The organism is Pantoea brenneri (assembly GCF_038594305.1).
Taxonomy (GTDB): Bacteria; Pseudomonadota; Gammaproteobacteria; order Enterobacterales; family Enterobacteriaceae; genus Pantoea; species Pantoea brenneri.
Window position 1 is genome coordinate 285,313 of the sequence record NZ_JBCGBG010000003.1, and the last position, 24,570, is coordinate 309,882.

The window sequence follows — 24,570 nt, forward strand, 5'->3', positions numbered from 1 at the left end:
GCGTAATGTTGGGAAGACTAACCAGCTCGGGAAAGAGGCTGGCTCTGCCACGATTTCAGCCACCGGATCACAAAGGCTATCTGATAAGAAGCCACGACAAGCCGTCATCATTTCTGTGAAGGGATCATACATACTGCGGAAGTCGCTGTGCTCCGCCTTTCCTTATGTGCCCAACACGGCACGTAATGGTCACATATTTCTTTCGGCACCATTTTGTAGGGTATTTTGGCATCTGGATTTGTCACTGCGATTTTCTTTAGCTTGGCCCTGCGGTGGGCCGATCTGGAGACGATCATGACGAAGAGTGCGGCAGCAACCAAACGCAACAACCGTAAAATTCACACTCGTAAGTTTCTGGTGACACCAGAAGGCAAAGCATGAATCGAACGTAAAAAGGCAGAGGAGGCGGAGTTGAAGATGGTGACGGCGGCCAAGAGATTTATCTGACTATAGCTAATTATAAGGCTGCTTATGCCCTAACTATGTTTTCGATCTCGTAGACGCATCTACGCGCAGATTTGTATGGACTCATTACGGGGCAACTGTTGTGTGCTGGTTGACAAAATAAAGCTTTTCCATAAATATGGCTGACAGAATTTCACTAAGGTAAGTCGTTATGAGCAATTGGCTCCTTATCGGAAAAAAGAACCATTGGACGACGTAATAAAAAGTGAAGAGCCTAATTTAATAAATAAGCTTGCTCATTTTCTTGATGAGCTTAATATAATGTTTAAGAGTGGTTTTTTTGAAGTTTCTGCTTTGCCTGATGCTGATTTTATTGCTATCACCAAAATAAAAAATCGGAAATATATTCATAGGAAGAAAGTGTTGTTTCGTTGAAATTGAAATGATTGATGGTTTTTCTTTATCAGAGTAATAGAGTTCGAAGAGTTGGGTGTTTTTATTAATTGATACTACACATGGAGTTTAACATGGCTGTTAGAAGGATTAAATATGCATATTATGATCCCGTATGGGATAAAACTACAATGTCTCTTGCTGCACTGACTCGTACTGAGATTGGACCTTTAGAATATACCTCTGAAATGAGGGGGCATCTTCATTGTCCATCATGCTATGAGTCACTGATACGTGTTCCTAGCGATCCGTCAATCAGTATCATGGCTCACGATAGAGAGGCCTTGTTTAGACATCTACCTGATACAGATCATACAGCACCTCCATGCCTGTTAAGAAGCGGCATCATGGTTGGTAAAAAATATAATTCTGAGGCAGAAGCACTTCAAGCCATTGAAGACGAAGATATTATAATCATTAGCGGCTTTATGCAGGAACGAGCGAACAATAATGCAAGGGATCCTGCGGAAGGTGAAGATGTACAGGTTGAGACTGATTATGAGAGTGAAGATGGGCCCGCTTTGGACGTCCCAATATCTCGGCATGAGGGGCAAACTTTTAATGTACCCAGTAAAATAACAAGTGTTATGTCTCTTTGTTCCAATTTTCGGCGTAATTTCTATCGTGACATACATATATTAGTCGATGGTGAAGTAAAACATTACGTTTTGAGTGAATGTTTAACTGATGCAGCAGAGATAGCAGAAGAAAATGATACTCCAAACTTTTATTTTGGAGAGATTGTATCATTTAATAGATTTGAGCATACCAGTCACGTATTTTTAAGACACCCACGATTAGCAGGTAATGTAGATTTCAGGATTTCAGCAAGCAATGAAGATTTGGATGCAAGAGGAATCACCGCAGCTAATGCTCAGCGCAGAATTCTTGTTTTCTTTGGTAAAATAGAAACTGTTGGTGCTGGTTATTGGTCTCAAAATAAAAAATGGGGCGAGATCGCGCTCCTGCCAGAAAAATATGAAGATTTTTTACGTGCTAATTCTAAGCGTGAAGAAGGATAAATAATTAATGGGGGATACTATTTTGTATTACCCATCATCATTTTTATACTGTATTTTTTCATCTTCGTATCCCCGTACTGTTAAATGTTCAGCTCGTAATAGGTCTGGTTGGTTTCGTCCTGAGTAATATCAAGGGACGTCATGGTGCTGCTGGGCTGCTATGGTTCAGCATCTTACTGATTGTCTCAATTGATGTTCCTGCCTCTCACAGCCTACGGCCCCGACACTTACGGGCGCTATGGCTGCTGATATTCTTTTCTATGACCATTTCCCCAGCTTCACTAAATGCTCGGCTTGCCGCCTCTCTGGTGATGGCCTTGGATGGCTGATTCTTAACCCGGTTAGATTTTGTTGACCAATACAGTGTTGCTGAATCCCCAGGGAATCAGCAACACTGGCGGCTATAGCCAGGAGAAGCGGTAGAACGGCAGGTGGCTACCAGAAGCTAAGTTCTGTCCGGATGTTTTTAACCACCTAAGGCGAATCATTCGGTAGAGAGTAGTTTAAGGTTAGAGCTGTTAATCTGGTTGAAAACGGGAAGGATTTAGCAACTTATTTGACTTTACAAAGAGGAATATTCTGCTGTTTTAGTCATAATTATTGCTAATGTTATATCTTGAAGTTGCTCATTCCGTATCTCCAGCTGTCTTGGATCAAAAGGTAAATACTTTTGCGGTGAGTACAGCACCAGAAAAGTTTACGAAGGCTTAAAAATTAGCTAGTTGCTGTGACTTTTGTCATTGCCCGATAAGGTATAGATGGCTAAAATAAAAATTTAGTAGCGTTAAATATGGACAGGCTTACACAGCAATGGATTCATAAAAATGATGAATAAATCCAACTTTGAGTTCCTGAAGGGCGTCAACGACTTTACCTATGCTATCGCCTGCGCGGCGGAAAACAATTACCCAGACGATCCCAACACCACGCTGGTAAAAATGCGTATGTTTGGCGAAGCGACTGCTAAACATCTTGGCCTGCTGCTGGGCATTCCTGTCTGCGAGAATCAACACGATCTTCTGCGTGAGCTAGGCAAAATCGCCTTTGTTGATGACACGATCCTTTCTGTATTCCACAAATTGCGCCGTATTGGTAATCAGGCGGTGCATGAATACCATAACGATCTTGATGACGCCCAGATGTGCCTGCGGCTCGGCTTCCGTTTGGGTGTCTGGTACTACCGTCTGGTCACCAAAAATTATGACTTTCCGGTGCCTGTTTTTGCTTTACCTGAACGTGGAGAAAATCTTTATCACCAGGAAGTGCTGACGCTGAAACAGCAGCTTGAACAGCAGGTACGGGAAAAAGCGCAGAGTCAGTCAGAACTGGAAGTACAGCAGCAGAAGCTGATTAGCCTGAACGGCTATATCGCTATTCTTGAAGGTAAGCAGCAGGAAACCGAAGCACAAACGCGAGCACGGCTTGCGGCGCTGGAAGCCCAGTTAGCCGAGAAAAATGCGGAGCTGGCGAAACAGACCGAACAGGAACGTAAGGCATATCAAAAAGAAATCACCGATCAGGCCATCAAGCGTACGCTTGACCTCAGTGAAGAAGAGAGTCGCTTCCTGATTGATGCACAGCTGCGTAAAGCAGGCTGGCAGGCCGATAGCAAAGCTTTACGCTTCTCTGAAGGCGTACGTCCGGAACCGGGTGTCAATAAAGCTATTGCTGAATGGCCCACCGGTAAAGATGAAACGGGTAAGCAGGGCTTTGCGGACTATGTTTTGTTCGTCGGTCTCAAGCCTATCGCGGTAGTTGAAGCGAAGCGTAAAAATATCGATGTTCCCGCCAAACTCAATGAGTCATATCGCTACAGTAAATACTTCGATAATGCATTCTTACGCGATACGTTGCTGGAGGAGTACGCTCCCGACGACGTGAACGAAGCGGTACCGGTGTATGAAATCAGCTGGCAGGATACCAGCGGCGAACAGCGCTTTAAAATTCCCTTCTGCTACTCCACCAACGGGCGCGAATACCGCGCGGCAATGAAGACCAAAAGCGGCATCTGGTATCGTGACGTCCGACATACTACTAACATGTCAAAAGCATTGCCGGAGTGGCATCGTCCGGAAGAACTGCTAGATATGCTCGGTAGCGATCCGCACAGACAAAATCAGTGGTTTGCTGAAAATCCAGGAATGAGCGAACTGGGCCTGCGCTACTATCAGGAAGATGCCGTTCGGGCGGTCGAAAATGCCATCGTAAACGGGCAGCAAGAGATCCTGCTGGCAATGGCGACCGGTACCGGTAAAACCCGTACCGCGATCGCCCTGATGTTCCGCCTTATCCAGTCGCAGCGTTTTAAGCGCATTCTCTTCCTGGTTGATCGCCGTTCTCTCGGTGAGCAGGCACTTGGTGCATTTGACGATACGCGTATTAACGGCGACACCTTTAACAGCATCTTTGATATCAAAGGGCTGACGGATAAATTCCCCGAAGACAGCACTAAAATTCACGTTGCCACGGTTCAGTCGCTGGTTAAACGCATCCTGCAATCGGATGAACCGATGCCGGTTGGCCGTTACGATTGTATCGTCGTGGATGAAGCACATCGCGGCTACATTCTCGATAAAGAGCAGACCGAAGGTGAGTTGCAATTCCGCAGCCAGCTTGATTATGTTTCTGCCTATCGCCGTATTCTCGACCATTTTGATGCAATAAAGGTTGCGCTGACCGCCACGCCCGCTCTGCATACAGTGCAGATCTTCGGTGATCCGGTTTACCGCTACACCTACCGTACCGCGGTAATCGATGGTTATCTGATCGACCAGGATCCGCCGATTCAGATCACGACCCGCAACGCACAGGATGGCGTTTATCTTGCTCAGGGTGAGCAGGTCGAGCGTATCAGCTCGCAGGGTGAAGTAATTAACGACACTCTGGAAGACGAACAGGATTTTGAGGTCGCCGACTTTAACCGCAACCTGATTATTCCCGCGTTTAACCGCGCCGTCTGTAATGAACTCACTAACTACCTCGACCCCACAGGACTACAAAAAACGCTGGTGTTCTGCGTCACCAATGCGCATGCCGATATGGTGGTGGAAGAGCTGCGTACCGCATTTAAGAAAAAGTATCCGCAGCTGGAACACGATGCGATTATCAAGATTACCGGTGATGCCGATAAAGATGCGCGCAAAGTGCAGACCATGATCACCCGCTTTAACAAAGAGCGGCTGCCTAATATTGTCGTGACCGTCGATCTGCTGACCACCGGTGTGGATATTCCATCGATCTGTAATATCGTTTTCCTGCGTAAGGTACGCAGCCGCATTTTGTACGAGCAGATGAAAGGCCGTGCGACGCGTCTGTGTCCGGCGGTGGCGAAAACCAGCTTTAAGATTTTCGACTGTGTCGATATCTATAGCTCGCTGGAAAGTGTCGATACCATGCGCCCGGTGGTTGTCCGTCCTCAGGTCGAACTGCAAACGCTGTTCAATGAAATCACTGATTCCGAGACTTACAAAACCATCGAAGTGGATGGCCGCAGCTTTGCCGAGCACAGCCATGAACAGCTGGTGGCCAAGCTCCAGCGTATTATCGGCCTGGCCACGTTTAACCGTGACCGCAGCGAAACAGTAGATAAGCAGGTGCGTCGTCTGGATGAGCTATGCCAGGACGCGGCAGGCGTAAACTTTAATGGCTTTGCCTCATGCCTGCGCGATAAAGGAGCGCACTGGAGTGCCGAAGTCTTCAACAAACTGCCAGGCTTTATTTCCCGTCTGGAGAAGCTTAAAGCCGACATCAACAACCTGAATGATGCGCCAATCTTCCTCGACATTGACGATGAAGTGGTGAGCGTAAAATCGCTCTATGGCGATTACGACACACCGCAGGATTTCCTCGAAGCCTTTGATTCGCTGGTGCAACGTTCCCCGAATGCGCAACCAGCCTTAGAGGCGGTGATCAATCGTCCGCGCGACCTTACCCGCAAAGGACTGGTCGAACTGCAGGAGTGGTTTGATCGCCAGCACTTCGAGGAATCGTCCCTGCGCAAAGCGTGGAAAGAGACGCGCAATCAGGATATCGCCGCCCGATTAATTGGTCACATACGCCGTGCGGCGGTGGGTGATGCGCTGAAGCCGTTCGATGAGCGTGTCGATCATGCGCTTGAGCGCATCAAAGGCGAAAACGACTGGAACAGTGAGCAACTGACCTGGCTCGATCGTTTGGCAACTGCGCTGAAAGAGAAGGTGGTGCTTGACGACGACGTCTTCAAAACGGGCAATTTTCATCGTCGTGGCGGCAAGACAATGCTGCAAAAAACCTTCGATGATGATCTCGACAACCTGCTCGATAAGTTCAGCGATTACATTTGGGACGAGCCTGCTTAACGCGTTATCATCCCCGGCAATGTCTTCTTCTGCGGCCCTGATTAGAGCCGCTGTTTATTTACGGAATACTCTATGAACAATAACGATCTGGTCGCGAAGCTGTGGAAGTTGTGCGACAACCTGCGCGATGGCGGCGTCTCCTATCAAAACTACGTTAATGAACTCGCCTCGCTGCTGTTTTTGAAAATGTGTAAAGAGACCGGCCAGGAAGCAGACTACCTACCGGAAGGCTATCGCTGGGATGACCTGAAATCCCGCATCGGCCAGGATCAACTGCAGTTCTATCGCAATCTGCTGGTGCATCTGGGTGCAGACAACCAAAAGCTGGTGCAGGCGGTATTCCAGAACGTGAATACCACTATTACTCAACCCAAACAGTTAACCGAGCTGGTCAGCAATATGGATTCGCTGGACTGGTACAACGGTACACACGGCAAATCCCGTGATGACTTCGGTGATATGTACGAAGGGCTGTTGCAGAAGAACGCGAATGAAACCAAGTCTGGTGCCGGCCAGTACTTCACCCCGCGTCCGCTGATCAAAACCATTATTCACCTGCTGAAGCCGCAGCCGCGCGAGGTGGTACAGGATCCGGCAGCGGGTACGGCGGGCTTTCTGATTGAAGCCGACCGCTACGTTAAATCGCAGACCAACGATCTGGATGACCTTGATAACGATACGCAGGATTTCCAGATCCACCGCGCGTTTATCGGCCTGGAACTGGTGCCCGGCACTCGCCGCCTGGCGCTGATGAACTGCCTGCTGCACGACATCGAAGGGAACCTCGACCACGGTGGTGCTATCCGCCTGGGTAACACGCTGGGTAGCGATGGTGAAACACTGCCAATGGCGCATGTGGTCGCTACCAACCCACCGTTTGGCAGCGCAGCGGGCACCAACATCACCCGCACCTTCGTTCACCCGACCAGCAACAAACAGCTGTGCTTTATGCAGCACATTATCGAAACCCTGCTCCCCGGCGGGCGTGCGGCGGTGGTGGTGCCGGATAACGTTTTATTTGAAGGCGGTAAAGGCACCGAAATTCGTCGTGATCTGATGGATAAGTGTCATCTGCACACTATTCTGCGTCTGCCAACCGGCATTTTTTATGCTCAGGGTGTGAAGACCAACGTGCTGTTCTTTACCAAAGGGACGGTGGAGAAGCCGACTCAGGATAAAAACTGCACCGGTGATGTCTGGGTCTATGACCTGCGAACCAATATGCCGAGCTTCGGTAAACGCACGCCGTTTACCGACGATCATTTACAGCCATTCGAGCGCGTATATGGTGAAGATCCGCACGGCTTAAGCCCGCGTCGCGAAGGTGAGTGGAGTTTTAACGCTGAAGAGGCGGAAATTGCCGATAGCGAAGAGAACAAAAACACCGATCAGCATCTGGCTACCAGCCGCTGGCGCAAATTCAGCCGCGAGTGGATCCGCACGGCGAAATCTGATTCGCTGGATATCTCCTGGCTGAAAGATAAAGACAGCATTGATGCCGACAACCTGCCGGAGCCGGATATTTTAGCGGCAGAAGCGATGGGTGAGCTGGTACAGGCAATGGGCGAACTGGATGCGCTGATGCGTGAACTGGGTGCGAGCGATGAAGCCGATGCGCAGCGTCAGTTGCTGGAAGAAGCGTTTGGTGAGGTGAAGGGATGAGTGCGGGGAAATTGCCGGAAGGATGGGTAGTAAGCACTATTGGTGAAGTATGCGATATCAATCCTAAGCACAAACATGATGACGATCTTGATGTAGGTTTTATGCCTATGGCTGATGTTCCTACAGATTATTTAGGAACATGTAGCTACGAAACCAGAAAATGGAAAGATGTAAAAAAAGGTTTTACCCAATTTGCAAATAATGATGTTATTTTTGCTAAAATAACGCCGTGCTTTGAAAATGGTAAAGCCGCTGTAATTAATAATTTCCCCAATGGTTATGGTGCTGGCAGCACAGAATATTTTGTTTTACGCTCAGTTAGTAATCGGGTAAATCCATATTTACTCCTTGCCTTGGTTAAAAGTAAAGAGTTTTTAATTAATGGGGCATTGAATATGTCCGGTTCTGTAGGGCATAAACGGGTACCTAAAGAGTTTGTTGAACAATACGAGTTACCTATCCCGCCACTCGCTGAGCAAAAAAACATCGCGGAAAAACTTGATACGCTGCTGGCGCAGGTAGACAGCGCCAAAGCACGTCTTGAGCAAATCCCAAAAATCCTGAAACGTTTTCGTCAGGCGGTGCTTTCAAAAGCAATAGCTGGAGACCTAACCGAAAATTGGCGCGTTAAACATAATTTTGCAAATGATTTTTTAAAAATGCGTCTTGAGCAAATTTCAACGAATGATAAACATTCATTTGGAATTGGTCCGTTTGGCAGTAATTTAAAAGTTGAAGATTATAAGAATGAAGGCCATCCCTTGATATTTGTACGGGATATAAGAGCCCGTGATTTCTCTAACAATAATACAAAATATATTGATAATTTTAAATTTGAAGAGCTTAAGGCTCACCGGGCTAAACCTGGTGATCTACTTATAACAAAAATGGGAGATCCTCCTGGTGATGTTGCAATCTATCCGGAAGACTGCCAGGAAGCAGTGATAACAGCCGATTGTATTAAAATCAGAGTTAATGAAGAGTTTTGCTTATCTAAATTTATCTTACTTACAATGATGTCAAATAATTTTCGCGAAAAAGTTGTTGAAATTTCGGCCGGAGTGGCTCAACAGAAAGTAAACCTGAAGAACTTTAAAAAACTCGAAGTTAATATTCCGTCAATTGTGGAGCAACACGAAATCGTCCGCCGTGTCGAACAGTTCTTTGCCTATGCCGACACGATTGAAAAACAGGTCAACAGTGCGCTTTCACGAGTTAATACCCTGACGCAATCCATCCTGGCGAAAGCCTTCCGAGGTGAACTTACCGCCCAGTGGCGGGCAGAAAACCCGGCACTAATCAGCGGTGAAAACAGCGCCGCCGCGTTGCTGGAAAAAATCAAAGCCGAACGTGCAGCCAGCACAGGTAAGAAAGCCTCGCGTAAAAAATCCTGATACTTATTTCATTGCGCACCTTACTGGTGCGCTTTTTATTATTTTCTGCCAGATAAACCTTACGCTTTATATTCAAATGATTTTATAAATGGCTTATTCCAGGCTGTTTTAAGCTGGACTTTCCGTCTCTTTCCTGATGATATATACAGGTATTTAGCGCGGCACGAATGTGCGCCAACACACCCGCGCCGCTAATCACAATCACTATTTTAGGGAATAGTAATCATGACTGACGCCCATTCTATTGCACAACTGTCTGAACCAGAAGTCTATCCGGCAAATAACCATCAATTAACTGTTGGCTATGCAAGTCGCTATCCGGATTACAGCCGGATACCCGCCATCACCATGAAAGGACAATGGCTGGAAGCTGCTGGCTTTGCCACTGGCACAGCAGTAGACGTAAAGGTAATGCAAGGCTGTATTGTGATCACCGCCCGGCAGGAGAGCGAATTGATGCAGTCTCTGCGCCAGGTATGCAAGTTGTCGGCGCGGAAACAAAAGCAGGTGCATGAGTTTATTCAGGTCATTGCCGGTAAACAGAAAGTCGTCTGAATGAGTAACCGCTCCCGACATCGCATCGGGAGCGGTTAAATATCATGATGCAATCAATTCAACCAGCACATCAGTTGCCCAGCTTTCTTCACTGTTGGCCACATTTCCCTCCTTGCAGGACAGCGCCATATTGCCTGACCGGAAAGAAACGCTATCGTTGAAGTCAACGTTATACCACTTTGATGCAAATTTAATGCGCCAATAGCCCATTCCCTGATCAAAACGAATCTTCAATATCTGACCACATTTATCATCGGGATGAATGGGGTTCATTTAATCTGTGAGGCTTATGACACACTGATTATCCTGAAATAGTTATCCTGCTTTATATCGAATGTTGAATCTCTTATTCCACTCAGGCCTTAAACACCTGCGTCTGATGCCACTCAATAAACTGATCAGCAGGCCACAGTACTTTATCTTTAGGCAGATGAAGTGTTTGCCCCTCAAGTGACCAGAAAAGCTGCTCCACCATCGGACTACGGTTGATTCCACCTGATATCTGAATCCTGAGATGTTCATCAATGCCGATGGCACCCTTGTCGAATGCAGAGTGGTGTACGGAGCAGAGCGCCAGCCCGTTATTAACTTCACAAGGTCCGCCATATTGCTTCCAGCGTATATGCGCAGCCTCCAGCCCAACCAAAGCTCCGTCCAGTCTTAAATCATATCCACAGATAGCACATTGCGAATGGTAAGCCCGTAAAATCATGTCACGAAAGCGAGGGTCGCGTGCTCTCATCAGCGTAACTAAATCGAAGCCCAACAGTTCGGCCAGCTTTATCTGCAGGCTTTCCGGAAATCGCTCGGTCAGAATCTGCTGTGCCAGTTTATCGATTAGGGTTGGATTTTTTTGCAGAGTCTGGAAGCTGTCTTCATCAAACCCACCGGCAACCTGATTTTCGATTAACTCTCGTTTTGTCGGCTGGATGTTGCCTTTACGCGGTTTGCAACTCTCGCTGTTTTCCAGCGTCCAGAATCCATCCGTCCTTAAGCGCCAGAAAGGCATATTCGGGTAGTAATCCCGTCTTTTAGGACCAAACTCGATCAGTAACCGGGTTAACGGTTCGTGAATCTCATTGCCGTAATCAAATAGTCGGGAATGTCCTTTCCTGTATTGAGATAAGACGTAGAGGAGCAAAAGAGGCTTGTGCGGGGCGCATTGGTCACCTTTGCGCCATACAGCAACATCGGAAATAGCGGCTTGCAGCGTTTTACCTGAGGTCATAATCGAGGGTAAGCAGTGAAAAATTATTGCGATCATGCTCTTAAAAACGAGGAGATTCAATGGGCGCACGTCAGTCACTCAGCGTGCTGCATATGTTCTCAACCGCAGCAGTTTTACCAATCATTCAGGTGCTGACCTGCTCCTCACAGAACCAGCTTTAAAAAAACCATTCCTCTCAGCATTTGAAACAGGTTCCAGATCTGACCATTGCGGGTTGCTTGCGTCAGTAAAGGCTGGAGAATAACGGCATGAATCACGCCCGCACCCGGAACTCATTATGAACAGTACCGTCTATGACGCTTTCCGCTGCCTGGAGCTGCTCGCTTCAGCGAGCCGGCCGCAGGGCATTCGTGAAATGGGACGTGAACTGTCGCTCGACTCGGCCAAAATAACGCGCCTGATGAAAACGCTGCTGGCGCTGGATATGGTGCATCGCGATGCGCGGCGCAAATACAGCCTCGGCATCGGTATCCATCGTCTCTCGGCCTACGCTATCCATAATTCAGCGTTTTATAATGCGGTGATCGGCATTCTGGAAGAGAGCGGCAACCCGGCTATTTCTATTGTTATCGGCGTCCTGAGCGGCACCAATGTGGTCTACATCATCCATACACGCGGAGGAGAAAGTATTGCCCGTGCTATCGGGAATTATCAATCCTATCCGGTGCATGACTCGGTGATTGGCATCAAATTATTATCAGCAATGAGTGATGAGGAAATTATCAGCCAAATCGGTATTCATGATTATCGGCTGCTGAAAAATGATATTGAACAGGCACGCCGCCATCAGGTGTTCGCCAAAGCCTATGGTCAGCATGATTACCGACTGGCATGTAATATCCCCGGCATGCCAGCGGCCATCGCCTTATCCAATATCAACAGTGAAAAGATGGACGTTGAGATGTTAAGTTTGTACCTGATATCTGCCGCGAAAAAAATCAGTGGCGAACCAATGACTATATTAAATCAATAACTTACAGCGCTTCGCCGTTTCAGCAACCGACTGCCCGGGCTTGTACAACGACGAACCTATCCCGACACTGTCATAGTGAACCAGATAGTCAGCCGCATTATCGACCGTTATCCCGCCGACCGCTGAAAACCGTACCGGCTGAGAAAGCGGGCCTTTGATCAGTTGCGGATAATTAACCGGCAATGCGCAGGCCGGAAATATTTTCATTACCTCCACGCCCAGTCCGGCAGCAAGGAAAATTTCACTGGCGCTAAACACTCCGGCATACACCGTTAATCCCTGCTTTTTCGCTTCGGCTATCAGCTGCGGATCAAGATTGGGTGTGAGAATAAATCGGGCTCCGGCGGCCAGGCTTTCATCGACCTGGCGGCGATTAACCACCGTTCCTGCACCAATATTCAGGTGGGAACCGAAGTGCTTAACCGCTCTGTGAATACTGGATTGCCAGTCAGGCGAGTTAGCTGTGATTTCTATCTGGCTGATGTCATTATCCAGCAGGCAGCGGATATGTTGATTAACCTCTTCCGGACGAATGCCGCGTAATATAGCGATAACCTGTGAGTTAATAGCCATGGCGGAACACCTCATTCAGTCCGGCTATCAGGGCGGTTTCCGCAGGCAGAAATTCTGCCGGCTGATTTAGCGCCTCACAGGCCAGCCGGTAATGCGCTAACAGGCTTTCACTGCCGATAAAACAGATCGTCTCCGGGTTAGTCGCCCCGGATAAAAGTTCATGGCCAATCAGTAATCCGGATAGCCATGCCGCAGCCGCCTCTGCCGCGAGGGCCTTAAGGATATAACGCCCCCGACAGCGGAAAAGCTCGCTAATCAAATCGGTTTGCTGATGCTGAATACTCTGCGCCGTTTCAATACCGCTTAGAAAGGCTTGGTGTGACCAGCATTGCTCGGGCAATCCCTTGCCAGCACCGAGTGATTAAGCAATAGCGCATACAGCTCACCGGTCATCAGCGTCTGTAATCGGGTCACCTGCTGCTGCTGACGATCGACTCGGAGCCACTTACTGTGGGTGCCGACAGCGGCAAAGTTCTGCGCAGCAGAGAGCATCAACCCGCCGGCCAGTTGCATCTCTTCCCCGCGGCATATTTCATTCACCCGTCGGTCACAGATACCCGGGCGCAGACTCACCGGGTTCGGGATGATCCCCGGCAGCGGCTGGCCTTTACCGAAAAGCGCGCTGAAGCTAAGCGGTAAACTGAAATATCCCGCGTCAGCGAGGCCGATATTGCTGCCAATCATGCCGCACAATATAACCGGCAGCTGTTCATCATAAGCCTCGCCGAGCCGTAACAGTTGCTGCTGCAATATTAACGGCAAGGCATCGCGCTGGCATTTACCGACCCCGCAGTCCGCCTCGACCGTTTTGATCATCCTGCCATCTCGTACGCTCAGCGCCCGAAAATTACTGGTGCCCCAGTCGACCGCGATATAGTTCATGCCTGCCTCTCCAGTACCGCCAGCGGCAGCGCATCGGTCAGTTCCTTCAGCTCCAGACGGGTAATCTCATCCAGACTTTTTGCCGGTTCGCGGACGTAATCACTGCTAAAAATCCCTGCCCGGTGCAGCACGGTTTTATGAATAGCCACGCCGATACCGGGCTGGACACCGTAGCGAAGAAAGGGCAGGTAACGGTAAAAATGGCTCTGGGCTGCTTTTCGATCCTGATGCCAGCAGTGAAGAATGGTATTAATCACGTCCGGGAATTCGCAGGCCGGCATCGTGCCGGTTATCCCCCGGCAGAGTTCTTCAAACAGAAAGCCGGCATTCAGGCCGCCAAACAGGCCGACCCGATCGCCTAATGCCTGTTTCAGTGCGCTGATTTTTAGCGTCGTCGGTGGCTGCTCAACTTTGATGTACTTGATGGTCGGGAAATCTTCGCAAATACGAACCAGCGTCGTTACCGGCATGGTCACACCGGTCATCAGCGGTGCATCCTGAATCATGATATCGATGCTGCAGGCCTGACTGATATCCCGCCAGAAGCGGTAGAGTTCTTCCGGGCCGGGTTTAACCACGGCGGGGGGATTAACCATAGCGATATCGGCACCCCAACGCTGTACCCGGTTGATCTCATCAATTGCGACGGCTGAAGAGGCACCGCCCGCCGCCGCCACCAGCGGCAAATCGCCGACCTGTTTTTTGACGCAGTAAAAAAGCGCCTGCTTCTCATCCTGCGTCAGGGCATAACCTTCAGAGGCATTTCCAAACAGCGCCAGCCCATCAACGCCCTGCTGCAACAGAAAGTGGACCAGGCGTTCAACCGAGGCAAGATCCAGCTCGCCTTGTTCAGTAAACGCGGTGGCCAGAATAGGCACGTTACCTTTTAGCATGTTGCCTCCGTCAGATGTTTACGTAGACCCTCTTCATCGATTTCAATCCCCAGTCCGGCTCCCCTTGGCAACTGATATGCGCCTTGTTCACAGACCAGCGGCTGTTTAAGTAACTGATTAGCGACGTTGAAAACCGGAGGCTGGTACTCAAGCATGAACAGATTAGGTATTGCGGCAGCGGCATGGATTGAGGCGGCGATACACGGCCCCTGACCCACGCTCAGATGAGGGGCTACACGCAGGTTCCAGGTTTCCGCCAGCGCGGCGATATGCATCAGTTCGCTGATACCGGTACGGCCAACATCAGGTTGCAGGATGTCTGCGGCGCGTTGCTCAATCAGCGGCTTAAACTGATAGCGGGTGCGTTCCGTTTCACCCAGCGCAATGGCTATCGGGCTTTTGACGCGCAGTTCACGATGACCGGCAACATCTTCTGGCAGCAGCGGCGCTTCAAGGAAGCCAACACCAAGCGCGTGCAGGCGCTGTGCGAGTTCACTCGCTTCGGTAACGCTGTAATTCCAGTGGGCATCAACGAACAGTTGTGCTTCCGGGCCGAGCGCTTCACGGATAACTTTTACATTGTGGATGTCTTCGCTGACGCCATAACCCAATGCCAGTTTAAAGGCGCTGAACCCCTTTTCCTGCCAGCGTCTGGCCAGCACAGCGCGGGATTCCAGATCCGGTTCCGGCAAGCCGGAGACATAGCAAGGAATGGTCTCGCGGTAGGCTCCCCCGAGCAGCTGATACACCGGCAAATTGAGGATCTGGCCTTTAAGATCCCACAGAGCGATATCTACGGCGGCCAGCGCATCAATATGGTAGCCCGTGATATGGCCGCGATCGCGCATCGCATCGTACATGCGTGAATTCAGCACGGCGCTATCGAACGGCGATCGACCGATAATTAACGGCCTGAACAGCTGGTTGATCAGTTCAGCAATCACCTGCGGCACCACCGGTGCCAGCGCCTCGCCCCAGCCGACGTGGCCGTCGTGGGTGGTAATCTTTACCAGGCAGGTTTCCATCTTGCGGGAATAGACGCAGCGGTATTCAGGGCGATAATAATAATCCGCTTCATCGCCAGTGGCGTTGCCGCCCAGATAGATCTGGTCAGCGGCAATTTTCAGCGGAAAGCATTCAACCTGACTGATTTGCATATTAACTCCGGTTCAGATTAATCAAGGATTTTGCCGGCGGTCTCTTTGGCGAACCACACCGCAATAAAAGAGACGAGGGCAGTGATCATTACGTACCAGGCGGGAGAGAGCGGATCGCCGGTCCAGGCAATCAGGCTGGCTGAGGCCAGAGGCGTTACGCCGCCAAATACCGCTACCGTCAGGTTGTAGGCGACGGCAATGCCGCCGTAGCGAATGGCGGTGGGAAACAGCTCCACCATCGCTGCGCCACAGCCGCCGTTAAACATGGCGACAAATACGCCCAGCAGGCTCATGGCCGCTATCGACGTCATCACCGAACCTTGCGTCATCAGCAACATGGCGGGATAGGTCAGCAGAATGAAGCCGCCACATCCCATCAGCATTAACGGACGGCGGCCCCAGCGATCGGAAAGATAGCCGGTAAGCGGCATACAGACAGCGACACTGAGCAAGCCCAGCGTGGTGATGAGATAAGAGTCGGTCCGGCTGTAATGCAGATGGGTGGAGAGGTAGCCCGGCATAAAGGATTGCAGCACCCAGCTGCTGACCGCTTTAACCACCACAAAGCCGACGCAGAAAAGCAGGGCGCGGCCAGATGAGCTGAGCGTTTTGCGCAGCGGCGATTTCTCGATCTTTCCGCTAGCCTGCAGTTTGTGAAATGCAGCCGAGTCTTCCATATTGCGGCGCATATACAGCCCACCCAGGCCGAGCGGGGCGGCAAGCAGAAAGGGAATGCGCCATCCCCAGTCGTTCATTGCGGCGTCGCCTAACGTATGGGTCAGCAGCAGTACCAGCCCCGAGCCACAAACGAAGGCCATAAAGCTGAAGTTTTCGCTCCAGCAGGTGAGCGTAGCCCGCCGGTTCGGTGCGGCGCTTTCGGCCAGATAAGTAATAACCCCGGAACTTTCACCGCCCGCCGCAAAGCCCTGCACCAGTCGGGTTATTACCAGCAGGATAGGGGCGATAATGCCTGCCTGGTGCCAGGTCGGCAAAATCCCCATCACAAAGGTTGAGAGTGAGGTAATCACAATCACCGTGACCAGCACTTTGCGTCGGCCCAGACGATCGCCCATTGAGCCAAAGAACAGCCCGCCCAATGGACGCATAAGAAAGCCGGAACCGAACACGGCGAAAGACTTTAACAGCGCGGTCGCCGGATCGGCGCTGACAAAAAAGTTGCTGGCGATAATGGCCGCCAGGGTGCCGTACAAGCCAAAGTCAAACCACTCGATAAAGTGACCTATCCCGGCAGACATCATAATTTTGGCGGTGCGTCTGGGCGAACGTTTAACTGTCGTCGGCGCGACCTCAATACCGTACTGGCGGGCTGAATGATCCATACGCTCTCCTGAGGGTAATAACGATGACCACATCGGGTGGCTGTTGGAATGAGCGTATGAGCTTTAGTCGCAGCATGTCGGAACGGGCGAGGATTGCGTGAGGTGGAGCAAAGATTGAATCGTTTTTTTGCTTCACATAGTGAAGCAACCAGCGGCGCGCCGGTTAAATGCAGCCATCTGCCCGGCACCAGTCCTGTTAACTAACCTTTTAATTAACTTGTTAATGAAAAAAACGGCCAGCGCAGCAGAGCGTACTGCTCTCCGCCACGCTGGCCGTTGCGATTTACCGTCAGCGGCACCTATCAGCTACCTAACATCACGCCATCTTCAGCAGCTGCAGCCGTTTCTCGCGGCGGATTTTGCGCTCTTCCATCACTGCAACCATCGCCATCAGAGTGATACAGGCGATAGCGGCGGCATCCAGCGCGGCAAAGGTGCCGGCCCAGCCGGTCAGGCCGAATATCGGCGTGCCGTCGGCGATCATGCCCAGGCCGAGTTTGGCGAAGCTGTCGCCAATCAGATAGGCGAAGGTACCTTTGATGCCATCCGCTGCGCCGATGGCTTTTTTCGGCACAAAGCCGACCGCGGCGACGCCGATTAACAGCTGCGGACCAAATACCAGAAAACCGAGCGCGAACAGCGAAGCCAGATAAATATACTGGTTGCTGGCATGCTGATAGATCCCCAGCGTGGCGATAATCAGCGCCAGCGCTACACAGGCCACCAGCCCGCGACGACCGTTGGCCAGATCGGATAACCAGCCCCACAGCAGCGTGCCGACCAGCGCGCCGACTTCAAACAGGGTAAAGCCCTGAATCGCCACCTCTTTAGAGAGTTTCAGCTCCTGAAACGCGTAAACGGTTGACCACTGATCGATGCCGATGCGCACCACATACAGGAAGATATTGGCGAAGCACAGCAGCCAGATCACTTTGTTTTTCAGCACGTACTCAACGAAGATCTGCCATTTGGTCATCGACTCATCTTCGGCTTCTTTATCTTCTTCGCTCAGCTCTTCACCAAACAGCTCTTCGGCTTTGCCCAGCCCATACGACTCCGGCGAATCACTGCCGAAACGCAGACCGATAAAGCCACCAATCAGCGCAATAATCGACGGGAAGATAAACATCCCAATCACGTGGCCGTCGAACAGATAATTGGCACCAAACAGCGCCACGCCTGCCGCACCGGCACCGCCGAGGTTATGCGAAATATTCCACATCCCCAGATAGGTGCCACGCTTGCGGCGCGGGGTCCATTTAGTGATGGTCGAGTAGCTACAGGAGCCGCCGGTACTCTGGAAGAAACCGCTCAAGGCATAAAACGCAATCATCAGGAACAGACTGACCGATCCGGTGCCCATGCTGGCGCTGAAGCCGAGCATACAGATGGCCGACAGGATCAGCATAAACGGCAGGAACTGCTTGGTGTTTTTGCCGTCGGCGTAATAGGAGACCAGCGTTTTACCGACGCCGTAGGTGATCGAGAAGCCGAGACCAATCATCCCCAGCTGCGTCATGCTTAGCCCGTAGGTGGTGATCATATCGTTCTGCGCAATGTTGAAGTTCTTGCGGATCAGATACATGGTCAGGTAGCCGATAAACACTACCAGATAGGACTGCATAAAGGGTCTGAACCACAGCTTGCGCCGCTCGTCGAGCGGCAGGTCCAGGGTCGGCTTGCGCACCTGATTAAGAAAGGCCAGCATGGATGGGGGTTCTCCTGGTTGGAAAAGCTGCAACGGGCAGCGAATGGCTGGCATTGTAAAAATCAGCCGCCCGCCTGGCCTGAGACAGCCGCCAGGCGAAACCAGGAAAATTTCTTAGTTTTGCCCCACAAGCGGCAAAAAGGAGAGGCGCATCACGCTTCGTCGACCGGACGCGGCGCCTGCGCATTGAGGAATGGCAGCAGCAGCAGTGCGGAGATACCGGCCGCAATCGCAATCACCGCAAAGAAGCCGCTCCAGTGCCAGCTGTCGATCACCCACGCCAGCGGCCAGCCGGAGAGCGACGCGCCAAGATAGGCGAACAGCCCGACAAAGCCGGTCGCCGCACCCGCCGCCTCCTTGTGAGAACACTCGGCCGCCGCCATGCCAATCAGCATCTGCGGACCCGAGATAAAGAAGCCGGTAGTGAAAAAGCACGCCGTCTGCATCACGTAACTGGTGAACGGCATCAGCCACAGCGATCCCACCGACAGCAGAATCCCGGCGGCGAAAATCAGGTTCATCGGGCCGCGGTTGCCGTTAAACAGCTTATCCGATCCCCAGCCGGCCACCAGCGCGCCGATAAATCCGCCCAGCTCAAACATCGTCACCGCTGAATTGGCGGTTACCAGATCGACGCCCAGCGTCTCCGAGATGTAGAGATTGCCCCAGTCGTTGATCGCCGCGCGTACCACGTAAACCAGCACATAACACAGCGCCAGCAGCCAGATGTAGGGGTTCAGCAGCACGTAGCGGGTGAGGATCGCTTTGCGGCTCAGGCCCGCGCCTTCCTGCTGCTGCGCCATCTCCATCTCATCCTGCCGCCAGTCGCCGACCTCGGGCAGGCCAACGGTCTGAGGCCGATCGCGCAGTCGCCAGCAGAGAAACAGACCGGCCAGAATCGCTAATCCGCCGGCCACCATCATCCCGCTGCGCCAGCCGTAATGCAGCGCCACCGCCCCGATCATCATCGGTATCAGTGCGCCACCGACGTTGTGCGCGGTGTTCCACAGCGCCCACCAGCCGCCACGTTCGTTACGCGAATACCAGGCGGTCAGCAGGCGGGCGCAGACCGGCGCGCCCCAGCCCTGGAAGAAGGCGTTAACCGCCCACAGCAACGCAAAGGCCCACAGCGAGGTGGAGAAGCCGAACAGGATGTTCACTACCCCGGTGGCAATCAGTCCCAGCCCCATAAAGTAGCGGGCGTTGGAGCGGTCGCTGACGATGCCGGAGAAAAATTTCGACAGGCCGTAGGTGATGTAAAACAGCGTCGCCAGCAGGCCGATATCGGTACGGGTCATCACGCCGCTGGCGAGGATCTCCGGGGCGGCGGCGTTGAAGCTTTTGCGGGTGAAATAGAACAGCGCATAGCCCAGCCAGATGGTCACCATGATATGCCGTCGCCAGTAGCGATAGCGGCGATCGATCTCCGCTTTATCCTGCAGCGGGGCGGCGTTGGCCGGAGTTTTCAGAAAGCTAAACACATTCACTCCTCACACCGTACGCAGCGGCAAATGAACGCTGACGCGGGTGCCGTGGGTACAGGATATCGCCAGCGTGCCGCCCAGCGCGGCCACCCGTTCGCGCATTCCGGCCAGACCAAAACCCTGCTGGCCGGAACCGGACGGCAGGCCGCAGCCATCATCTTCAATCACCAGCATCACTCGTTCATCCTGCTGCCAGCCTTTGAGCATCACCGCACTGGCGCTGGCGTGCTTCACGATATTGTTCAGGCCTTCCTGGCAGACGCGAAACAGCGTGACGCGCTGGCCTTCGCTGAGCAGGTTCTCATCAATGTGCCAGTCGAGATGGCTGACGATACCGCGATCGTCGAGTTCCATCTCACGCATCAGCGAGCGGACCGCCTGCTCCAGCGAGAGATCGTCTAGCTGACGCGGCCGTAACCGTCCCAGCAGTCGCCGCACCGAATCGTACACTCCCAGCGACAGCTGCTCGATGTGCGCGCCGCTCTGGATCACCCGGCCATTATCGGGTGCCAGCCGCTGGACGATGCCCGCCTGGGTACGAATCGCGGTGATGGTCTGGCCAATGTCATCGTGCAGCTCACGCGCTACCTCCTGGCGCACGCTCTCTTCGGTCTCGACCAGACGTTCAGCCAGCCGCCGGTTGCGCGCCAGCTCATGCTGCAGCGACTGATTAAGCTCACGCAGCCGCTGGATACCGGCACCGAGCAGCAGTCCGGTCAGGCTTTGCGCCAGTAGCGATAGCAGCAGATCGACCGGATGATCGTGCCAGGTCTGGCTGGCAATCAGGGCAATGGCGTTCATCAGGGTAGCGATCAGCGCACCCTGCCAGCCGTAGTGCCACGCCAGCGCAATAATCGGCAGCGCCAGACAAAATGGCGTAAAGCGCGCCAGCTCTGCCGGCAGGCCAAGCTGCAATCCCAGGCTGATGATAAACAACAGCAGATACCAGATAAGATGTCGGGCGCGCCAGTTAACCGGCTGGGAGATCAGCGCCGGTCCCAGCGGCTGCCAGCGGGTACGGGTGAGATAGTGCCAGATGACCAGGCAGGTAGGGGCCAGCGTCAGCCCGCCGGTGAGCGTCAGCAGCAGGGCGTTCAGCATCTCCTGCTGACCGGCCCACGGCAGCGATTGCAGCAGTGCGGCGGCGATCAGCGCGGCACCCTGACGCAGCAGCGTGCGCCAGTCGCGCTGGTGGCGATAACGGGAGATCAGCGCCACCGGCAGCAGCGTCAGCACGCCGCCGACCATCAGCAGTGGCAGATGCGCCAGCGCGACCTGGTGCGACAGCCAGATCAATAGCATCCACTCGCTGGCCAGCAGCACCGGCCAGTAGCCGCGCGGACATTGCAGCATCAGGCCCAGCCGCAGGCCAAACGGAAACAGCAGCACCGCCAGCTCGGGCCGTTGCACCAGATGCAGGCTGATGCTCCACAGGCAGAACCACGCCGCCGAAAAGATGCAGACGCTGGCGGCCACCGATATCAGCCGCGACAGAAGCGGCGTCATTGCCAGCCGTCAAACATGCGGCGCGCCAGCTCGACGTCGTTGCTGACGCCGAGCTTTTCCATCAGGTTGGCGCGGTGGACGTGAACGGTTTTTGGCGACAGGCCCAGCTCGGCCGCAATGGTTTTCACCGGCATCCCCTGCGACAGTTTCTCGGCTACCTGGCGTTCGCGTCGGGTCAGCGGATCCTGACGTCCGGCGGCCAGCTTAAGGGCGATCTCCGGCGTCAGGTAACAGCCACCGGCCGAGACCGTGCGCACGGCAGCGATCAGCTCATCGGGCCGACAGCGTTTGGAGAGATAACCGCGCGCGCCGGCGTTAAGCGCCTGTTCCACCAGCGCCGGACTGTCGTGTACCGACAGCATAATGGTGGCTAAGCCGGCGGGAAGCTGGCTCAGCAGTTCCAGACCGGAGAGATCGGGCATCGAGATGTCGCAGATACAGACCTGCACGCCGCGTCCCGGTAAACCCGCCAGCGCCTCACGGCCCGATCCAAACTCGGCCACAACCTGAAAATCGGGTTCCAGTCCCAGCAGTTGGGCAAACCCGGAGCGGACGATCAGGTGATCGTCAATAAGCGCGATGGTAATCATGATGCGTTCCTGGCGGGTAAATTCGCGCTTACCTTAGCGATAAGCGCGTGGCTGTTCAAGTCGTGAGCAGTCTGGCACGAGGACGGTGGCGGGATGTTGATCCCGGTGGGATCGGAGCGATCGTCAGCGCAGCGGCAGGATCGTCTGGCGTGGCAGGCCGGGCGGCGATCCCGCTCCGGCCAGGTGACGAATTAATGCAGACAGCACTGCTTATATTTTTTACCGCTGCCGCACGGGCAGGGATCGTTACGGCCTGGCAGCTTTTCTACCGAGATCGGCTTCTGCGGCACCGGCACCGCTTCAGGCTGGGAGATCCAGTGATCGTGCAGCGCCAGCGCAGCAGGGCGGATCGCCTCAATACTGGCTTCCATCTCGTCCGGCGTCATCGCATCCAGTTTTTCGAGATTCTCTTCCACGCCGTGTAAGGCGATGGCGTCCAGCGCCGGTTGCAGATCCTGCGGCAGGGCAGACCAGTCGGTCAGCGATACGCCGCGCATGTAGCCGAAGCACCACTCTTCAACCACGGTAAATTCCAGACCTTCCATCTCACGGATGCCAAACAGTGGTTCGAACTGCTCAGGGAATTCAGACAGCCGGTCAGCCACATCATTCATGTGCTGAAAACAGAGCTCCATAAAACGCGTCATTTCACGTTCGTTGCTCCATTTTGGGATCTGCTTCTCGCCGCCCCACAGCGCCACCAGCCATTTGCTGGGTTCGACGGTGGTCGGTCCGGACAGCACGGCGGTCAGCAGACCGTCCAGCTCGGAGACATCCAGAATCGACGCTTCGCTGCCATATTTTTCCAGCATATCTTCCAGCCATTGCAGCTCTTTCTCGGACAGTGGGCCTTCTTTCATGCGGTTGCCTCCCGGGCATTTCAAAAATGTGAGCACGGCGTTCAAGCCATAAAGCCGCAGCAGTGTACACCCTTGCGCGCTGCAACACAGCTTACCTCAGGCCGGGCAGGTGGTTTCAGTTGCCGGCACGGCGACCCTCAATCCGCCGGTTACACCACTTTTAGTCGGTTTAGCGCGCTATAGCCGACTGTCGCTTTGTGATACATTTTTGCGCGACAGCGGGTCTGTTACATCACGATCAAACTTAATTAACTGATTATTATAATAAAAAATGAGAACAGACTTTTTCTCCGGTCGGGCGAGCACGCTTCGCACCTGGCGGGATCTCCACCGCCGTGCCTCAGGCCGATTCAGAATAATAGCCCTGCTGTGGCCTGCCATCATCCTGATCCTCGCGGGTTGTGGCACTCTGTCGCAGACGTCGGCCCCGGTCGGCGACCGCGTTTACCTGACTCACGCCACCTTCCATGAAAATGTTGACGACATTGTGCGTCACTACATGCAGCAAAAGCAGGTTCCCGGCATCAGCATTGCGATCGTTCATCGTGGTGGTCCGGCACAATTTTACGCTTATGGGGTGACCGATCGGCAGCACCGTTATCCGATTACGCCCGACACGCTGTTTGCGCTCGGTTCGCTGAGTAAAGGGGTGACGGCAGAGGTGATTAGCCAGCTGGTGAATCAGGGCCAGCTGCACTGGCACGACACGCTGGCCGATCTGCTGCCTGGGGTGCGGCTGAGCGAGGACGCAAAACGCATTACGCTGCTGCAACTGGTCACCCACACCGCTGGTCTGCCGCGTCAGGATATGGACTTGCCGATGCTGCATCAGTTCATCCGCTATCTGGGCAATGGCGAAAACTTCTATAGCAATCTCGACAGCGATGCGCTGCTCGATTATCTCGCCGATTTCTCTGCGCCAGCGGTGCGCGTGCCGCATTACTCCAATCTCGGCTATGCGCTGCTCGGTTATATTCTGCGTGAACGCTTTCATCAGGATATCCAGTCGCTGGCCTCAACGCTGATTTTTACGCCGTTGCAGATGACGCACAGCAGCTTCCGGCCCGAAACGCTGGCCGGGTATCCGCTGCGCGCACTCGGTCACGCCGGCGATCAGCCCAAATTTATCGCCCGTGGCGCGCTGACGCCGGACTGGCATTTCCACGGCAACATGGTGGCGGCAGCCAGTCTTTACAGCAATGCACGCGATTTGATCGCTTATCTGCGTGCGCATCTGAGCGCCACCGGCGATCGGTCGCTGGATCAGGCCTTTGCCGCGGTGAATCGGGCGTGGTATCAACAGGGAAGCCAGGCACAGAATATCGCCTGGGTCACCGATCGGGTCGCGGGAGAGCAAATAACCTACCAGGTCGGTTACATTGGCGGCTATGCCAGCTTTATCGGCTACGATAAAGCCCGTGGCAACGCGATTGTAGTGCTGCAAAACGCCTTTAACTGGAGCAACTATTTAGGCATTGCGTTGTTGGTCGATCTGGCAACTAAGGATAAAGTGGTTGGACAGTAACCGGTGCGTGGTGAAACGAATAG

General features: G+C 53.0%; 17 protein-coding genes and 2 pseudogenes. 7 read left to right on the forward strand and 12 right to left on the reverse strand.

The features are described 5' to 3' along the window. Positions 1–932 precede the first annotated feature (932 nt). From AABB92_RS14885 to symE, 5 genes are all read left to right on the forward strand, one after another. The gene (locus AABB92_RS14885; RefSeq protein ID WP_031375800.1) at positions 933–1,880 is read left to right on the forward strand and encodes a hypothetical protein; all 948 of its coding nucleotides are present in this window, start codon (positions 933–935) and stop codon (positions 1,878–1,880) included. An 824-nt stretch (positions 1,881–2,704) separates the two neighbouring features. Further along, a complete protein-coding gene (hsdR, locus tag AABB92_RS14890) occupies positions 2,705–6,217 on the forward strand; it encodes a type I restriction-modification system endonuclease (RefSeq protein ID WP_046289171.1) in 3,513 nt (1,170 codons plus the stop codon). Positions 6,218–6,289: 72 nt separating this feature from the next. Then, entirely contained in the window at positions 6,290–7,879 is a 1,590-nt protein-coding gene (locus tag AABB92_RS14895; protein ID WP_046289172.1) for an N-6 DNA methylase, read from the forward strand. Further along, complete coding sequence (locus AABB92_RS14900; protein ID WP_342550275.1) at positions 7,876–9,273, forward strand: restriction endonuclease subunit S; 1,398 nt, start codon at positions 7,876–7,878, stop codon at positions 9,271–9,273. Before AABB92_RS14895 ends, AABB92_RS14900 begins: the two co-directional genes overlap by 4 nt. Positions 9,274–9,498: 225 nt before the next feature. Further along, positions 9,499–9,828, forward strand: a complete 330-nt coding sequence (gene symE / locus AABB92_RS14905; protein WP_031375797.1) for an endoribonuclease SymE — start codon at positions 9,499–9,501, stop codon at positions 9,826–9,828. A gap of 42 nt (positions 9,829–9,870) precedes the next feature. Here the strand turns inward: symE and AABB92_RS14910 are convergent. Next, a pseudogene (locus AABB92_RS14910) lies at positions 9,871–10,071 on the reverse strand (hypothetical protein); the annotation flags it as partial. Between the two features lie 112 nt (positions 10,072–10,183). Further along, positions 10,184–11,056, reverse strand: coding sequence for a phosphorothioated DNA-binding restriction endonuclease (locus tag AABB92_RS14915; RefSeq protein ID WP_031375795.1), 873 nt, complete (start codon positions 11,054–11,056; stop codon positions 10,184–10,186). Between the two features lie 277 nt (positions 11,057–11,333). Here AABB92_RS14915 and AABB92_RS14920 point away from each other — a divergent pair, with 277 nt between their 5' ends. Then, positions 11,334–12,029 carry a helix-turn-helix domain-containing protein gene (locus tag AABB92_RS14920; RefSeq protein WP_031375794.1) on the forward strand — a complete coding sequence of 232 codons (696 nt, stop codon included), beginning with the start codon at positions 11,334–11,336 and terminating at the stop codon, positions 12,027–12,029. Here AABB92_RS14920 and AABB92_RS14925 read toward each other — a convergent pair. The 10 genes and pseudogenes from AABB92_RS14925 to AABB92_RS14975 all read right to left on the reverse strand — a co-directional run bounded on the left by AABB92_RS14925 (position 12,018) and on the right by AABB92_RS14975 (position 23,022). Further along, positions 12,018–12,602, reverse strand: coding sequence for a beta/alpha barrel domain-containing protein (locus AABB92_RS14925; protein WP_031375793.1), 585 nt, complete (start codon positions 12,600–12,602; stop codon positions 12,018–12,020). The genes AABB92_RS14920 and AABB92_RS14925 overlap by 12 nt on opposite strands. After that, positions 12,592–13,484 (reverse strand): annotated as a pseudogene (locus AABB92_RS23475) (2-dehydro-3-deoxygalactonokinase). Before AABB92_RS23475 ends, AABB92_RS14925 begins: the two are co-directional and overlap by 11 nt. Beyond that, complete coding sequence (locus AABB92_RS14940; RefSeq protein WP_046289173.1) at positions 13,481–14,377, reverse strand: dihydrodipicolinate synthase family protein; 897 nt, start codon at positions 14,375–14,377, stop codon at positions 13,481–13,483. The pseudogene AABB92_RS23475 and the gene AABB92_RS14940 overlap by 4 nt, the downstream one beginning before the upstream one ends. Further along, positions 14,371–15,534, reverse strand: a complete 1,164-nt coding sequence (locus AABB92_RS14945) for a mandelate racemase/muconate lactonizing enzyme family protein (RefSeq protein WP_031375792.1) — start codon at positions 15,532–15,534, stop codon at positions 14,371–14,373. The genes AABB92_RS14940 and AABB92_RS14945 overlap by 7 nt, the downstream gene beginning before the upstream one ends. A gap of 17 nt (positions 15,535–15,551) precedes the next feature. Next, positions 15,552–16,793, reverse strand: coding sequence for an MFS transporter (locus AABB92_RS14950; RefSeq protein WP_046289215.1), 1,242 nt, complete (start codon positions 16,791–16,793; stop codon positions 15,552–15,554). A 397-nt stretch (positions 16,794–17,190) separates the two neighbouring features. Beyond that, complete coding sequence (gene uhpT / locus AABB92_RS14955; RefSeq protein WP_031375791.1) at positions 17,191–18,582, reverse strand: hexose-6-phosphate:phosphate antiporter; 1,392 nt, start codon at positions 18,580–18,582, stop codon at positions 17,191–17,193. Between the two features lie 152 nt (positions 18,583–18,734). Further along, positions 18,735–20,063 (reverse strand): MFS transporter, encoded by a 1,329-nt coding sequence (gene uhpC / locus AABB92_RS14960; RefSeq protein WP_031375790.1) that lies wholly within the window; start codon positions 20,061–20,063, stop codon positions 18,735–18,737. Positions 20,064–20,072: 9 nt separating this feature from the next. Continuing rightward, on the reverse strand, positions 20,073–21,572 hold the full coding sequence (gene uhpB, locus AABB92_RS14965) for a signal transduction histidine-protein kinase/phosphatase UhpB (protein WP_046289174.1): 1,500 nt from the start codon (positions 21,570–21,572) through the stop codon (positions 20,073–20,075). Beyond that, positions 21,569–22,162 (reverse strand): response regulator transcription factor UhpA, encoded by a 594-nt coding sequence (gene uhpA / locus AABB92_RS14970; RefSeq protein WP_031376330.1) that lies wholly within the window; start codon positions 22,160–22,162, stop codon positions 21,569–21,571. Before uhpA ends, uhpB begins: the two co-directional genes overlap by 4 nt. A gap of 191 nt (positions 22,163–22,353) precedes the next feature. Beyond that, a complete protein-coding gene (locus AABB92_RS14975; RefSeq protein WP_031376331.1) occupies positions 22,354–23,022 on the reverse strand; it encodes a YecA/YgfB family protein in 669 nt (222 codons plus the stop codon). Positions 23,023–23,293: 271 nt separating this feature from the next. Between AABB92_RS14975 and AABB92_RS14980 the strand changes: the two genes are divergently transcribed. Beyond that, entirely contained in the window at positions 23,294–24,547 is a 1,254-nt protein-coding gene (locus AABB92_RS14980) for a serine hydrolase domain-containing protein (protein WP_082097604.1), read from the forward strand. The last annotated feature ends 23 nt before the right edge of the window (positions 24,548–24,570 follow it).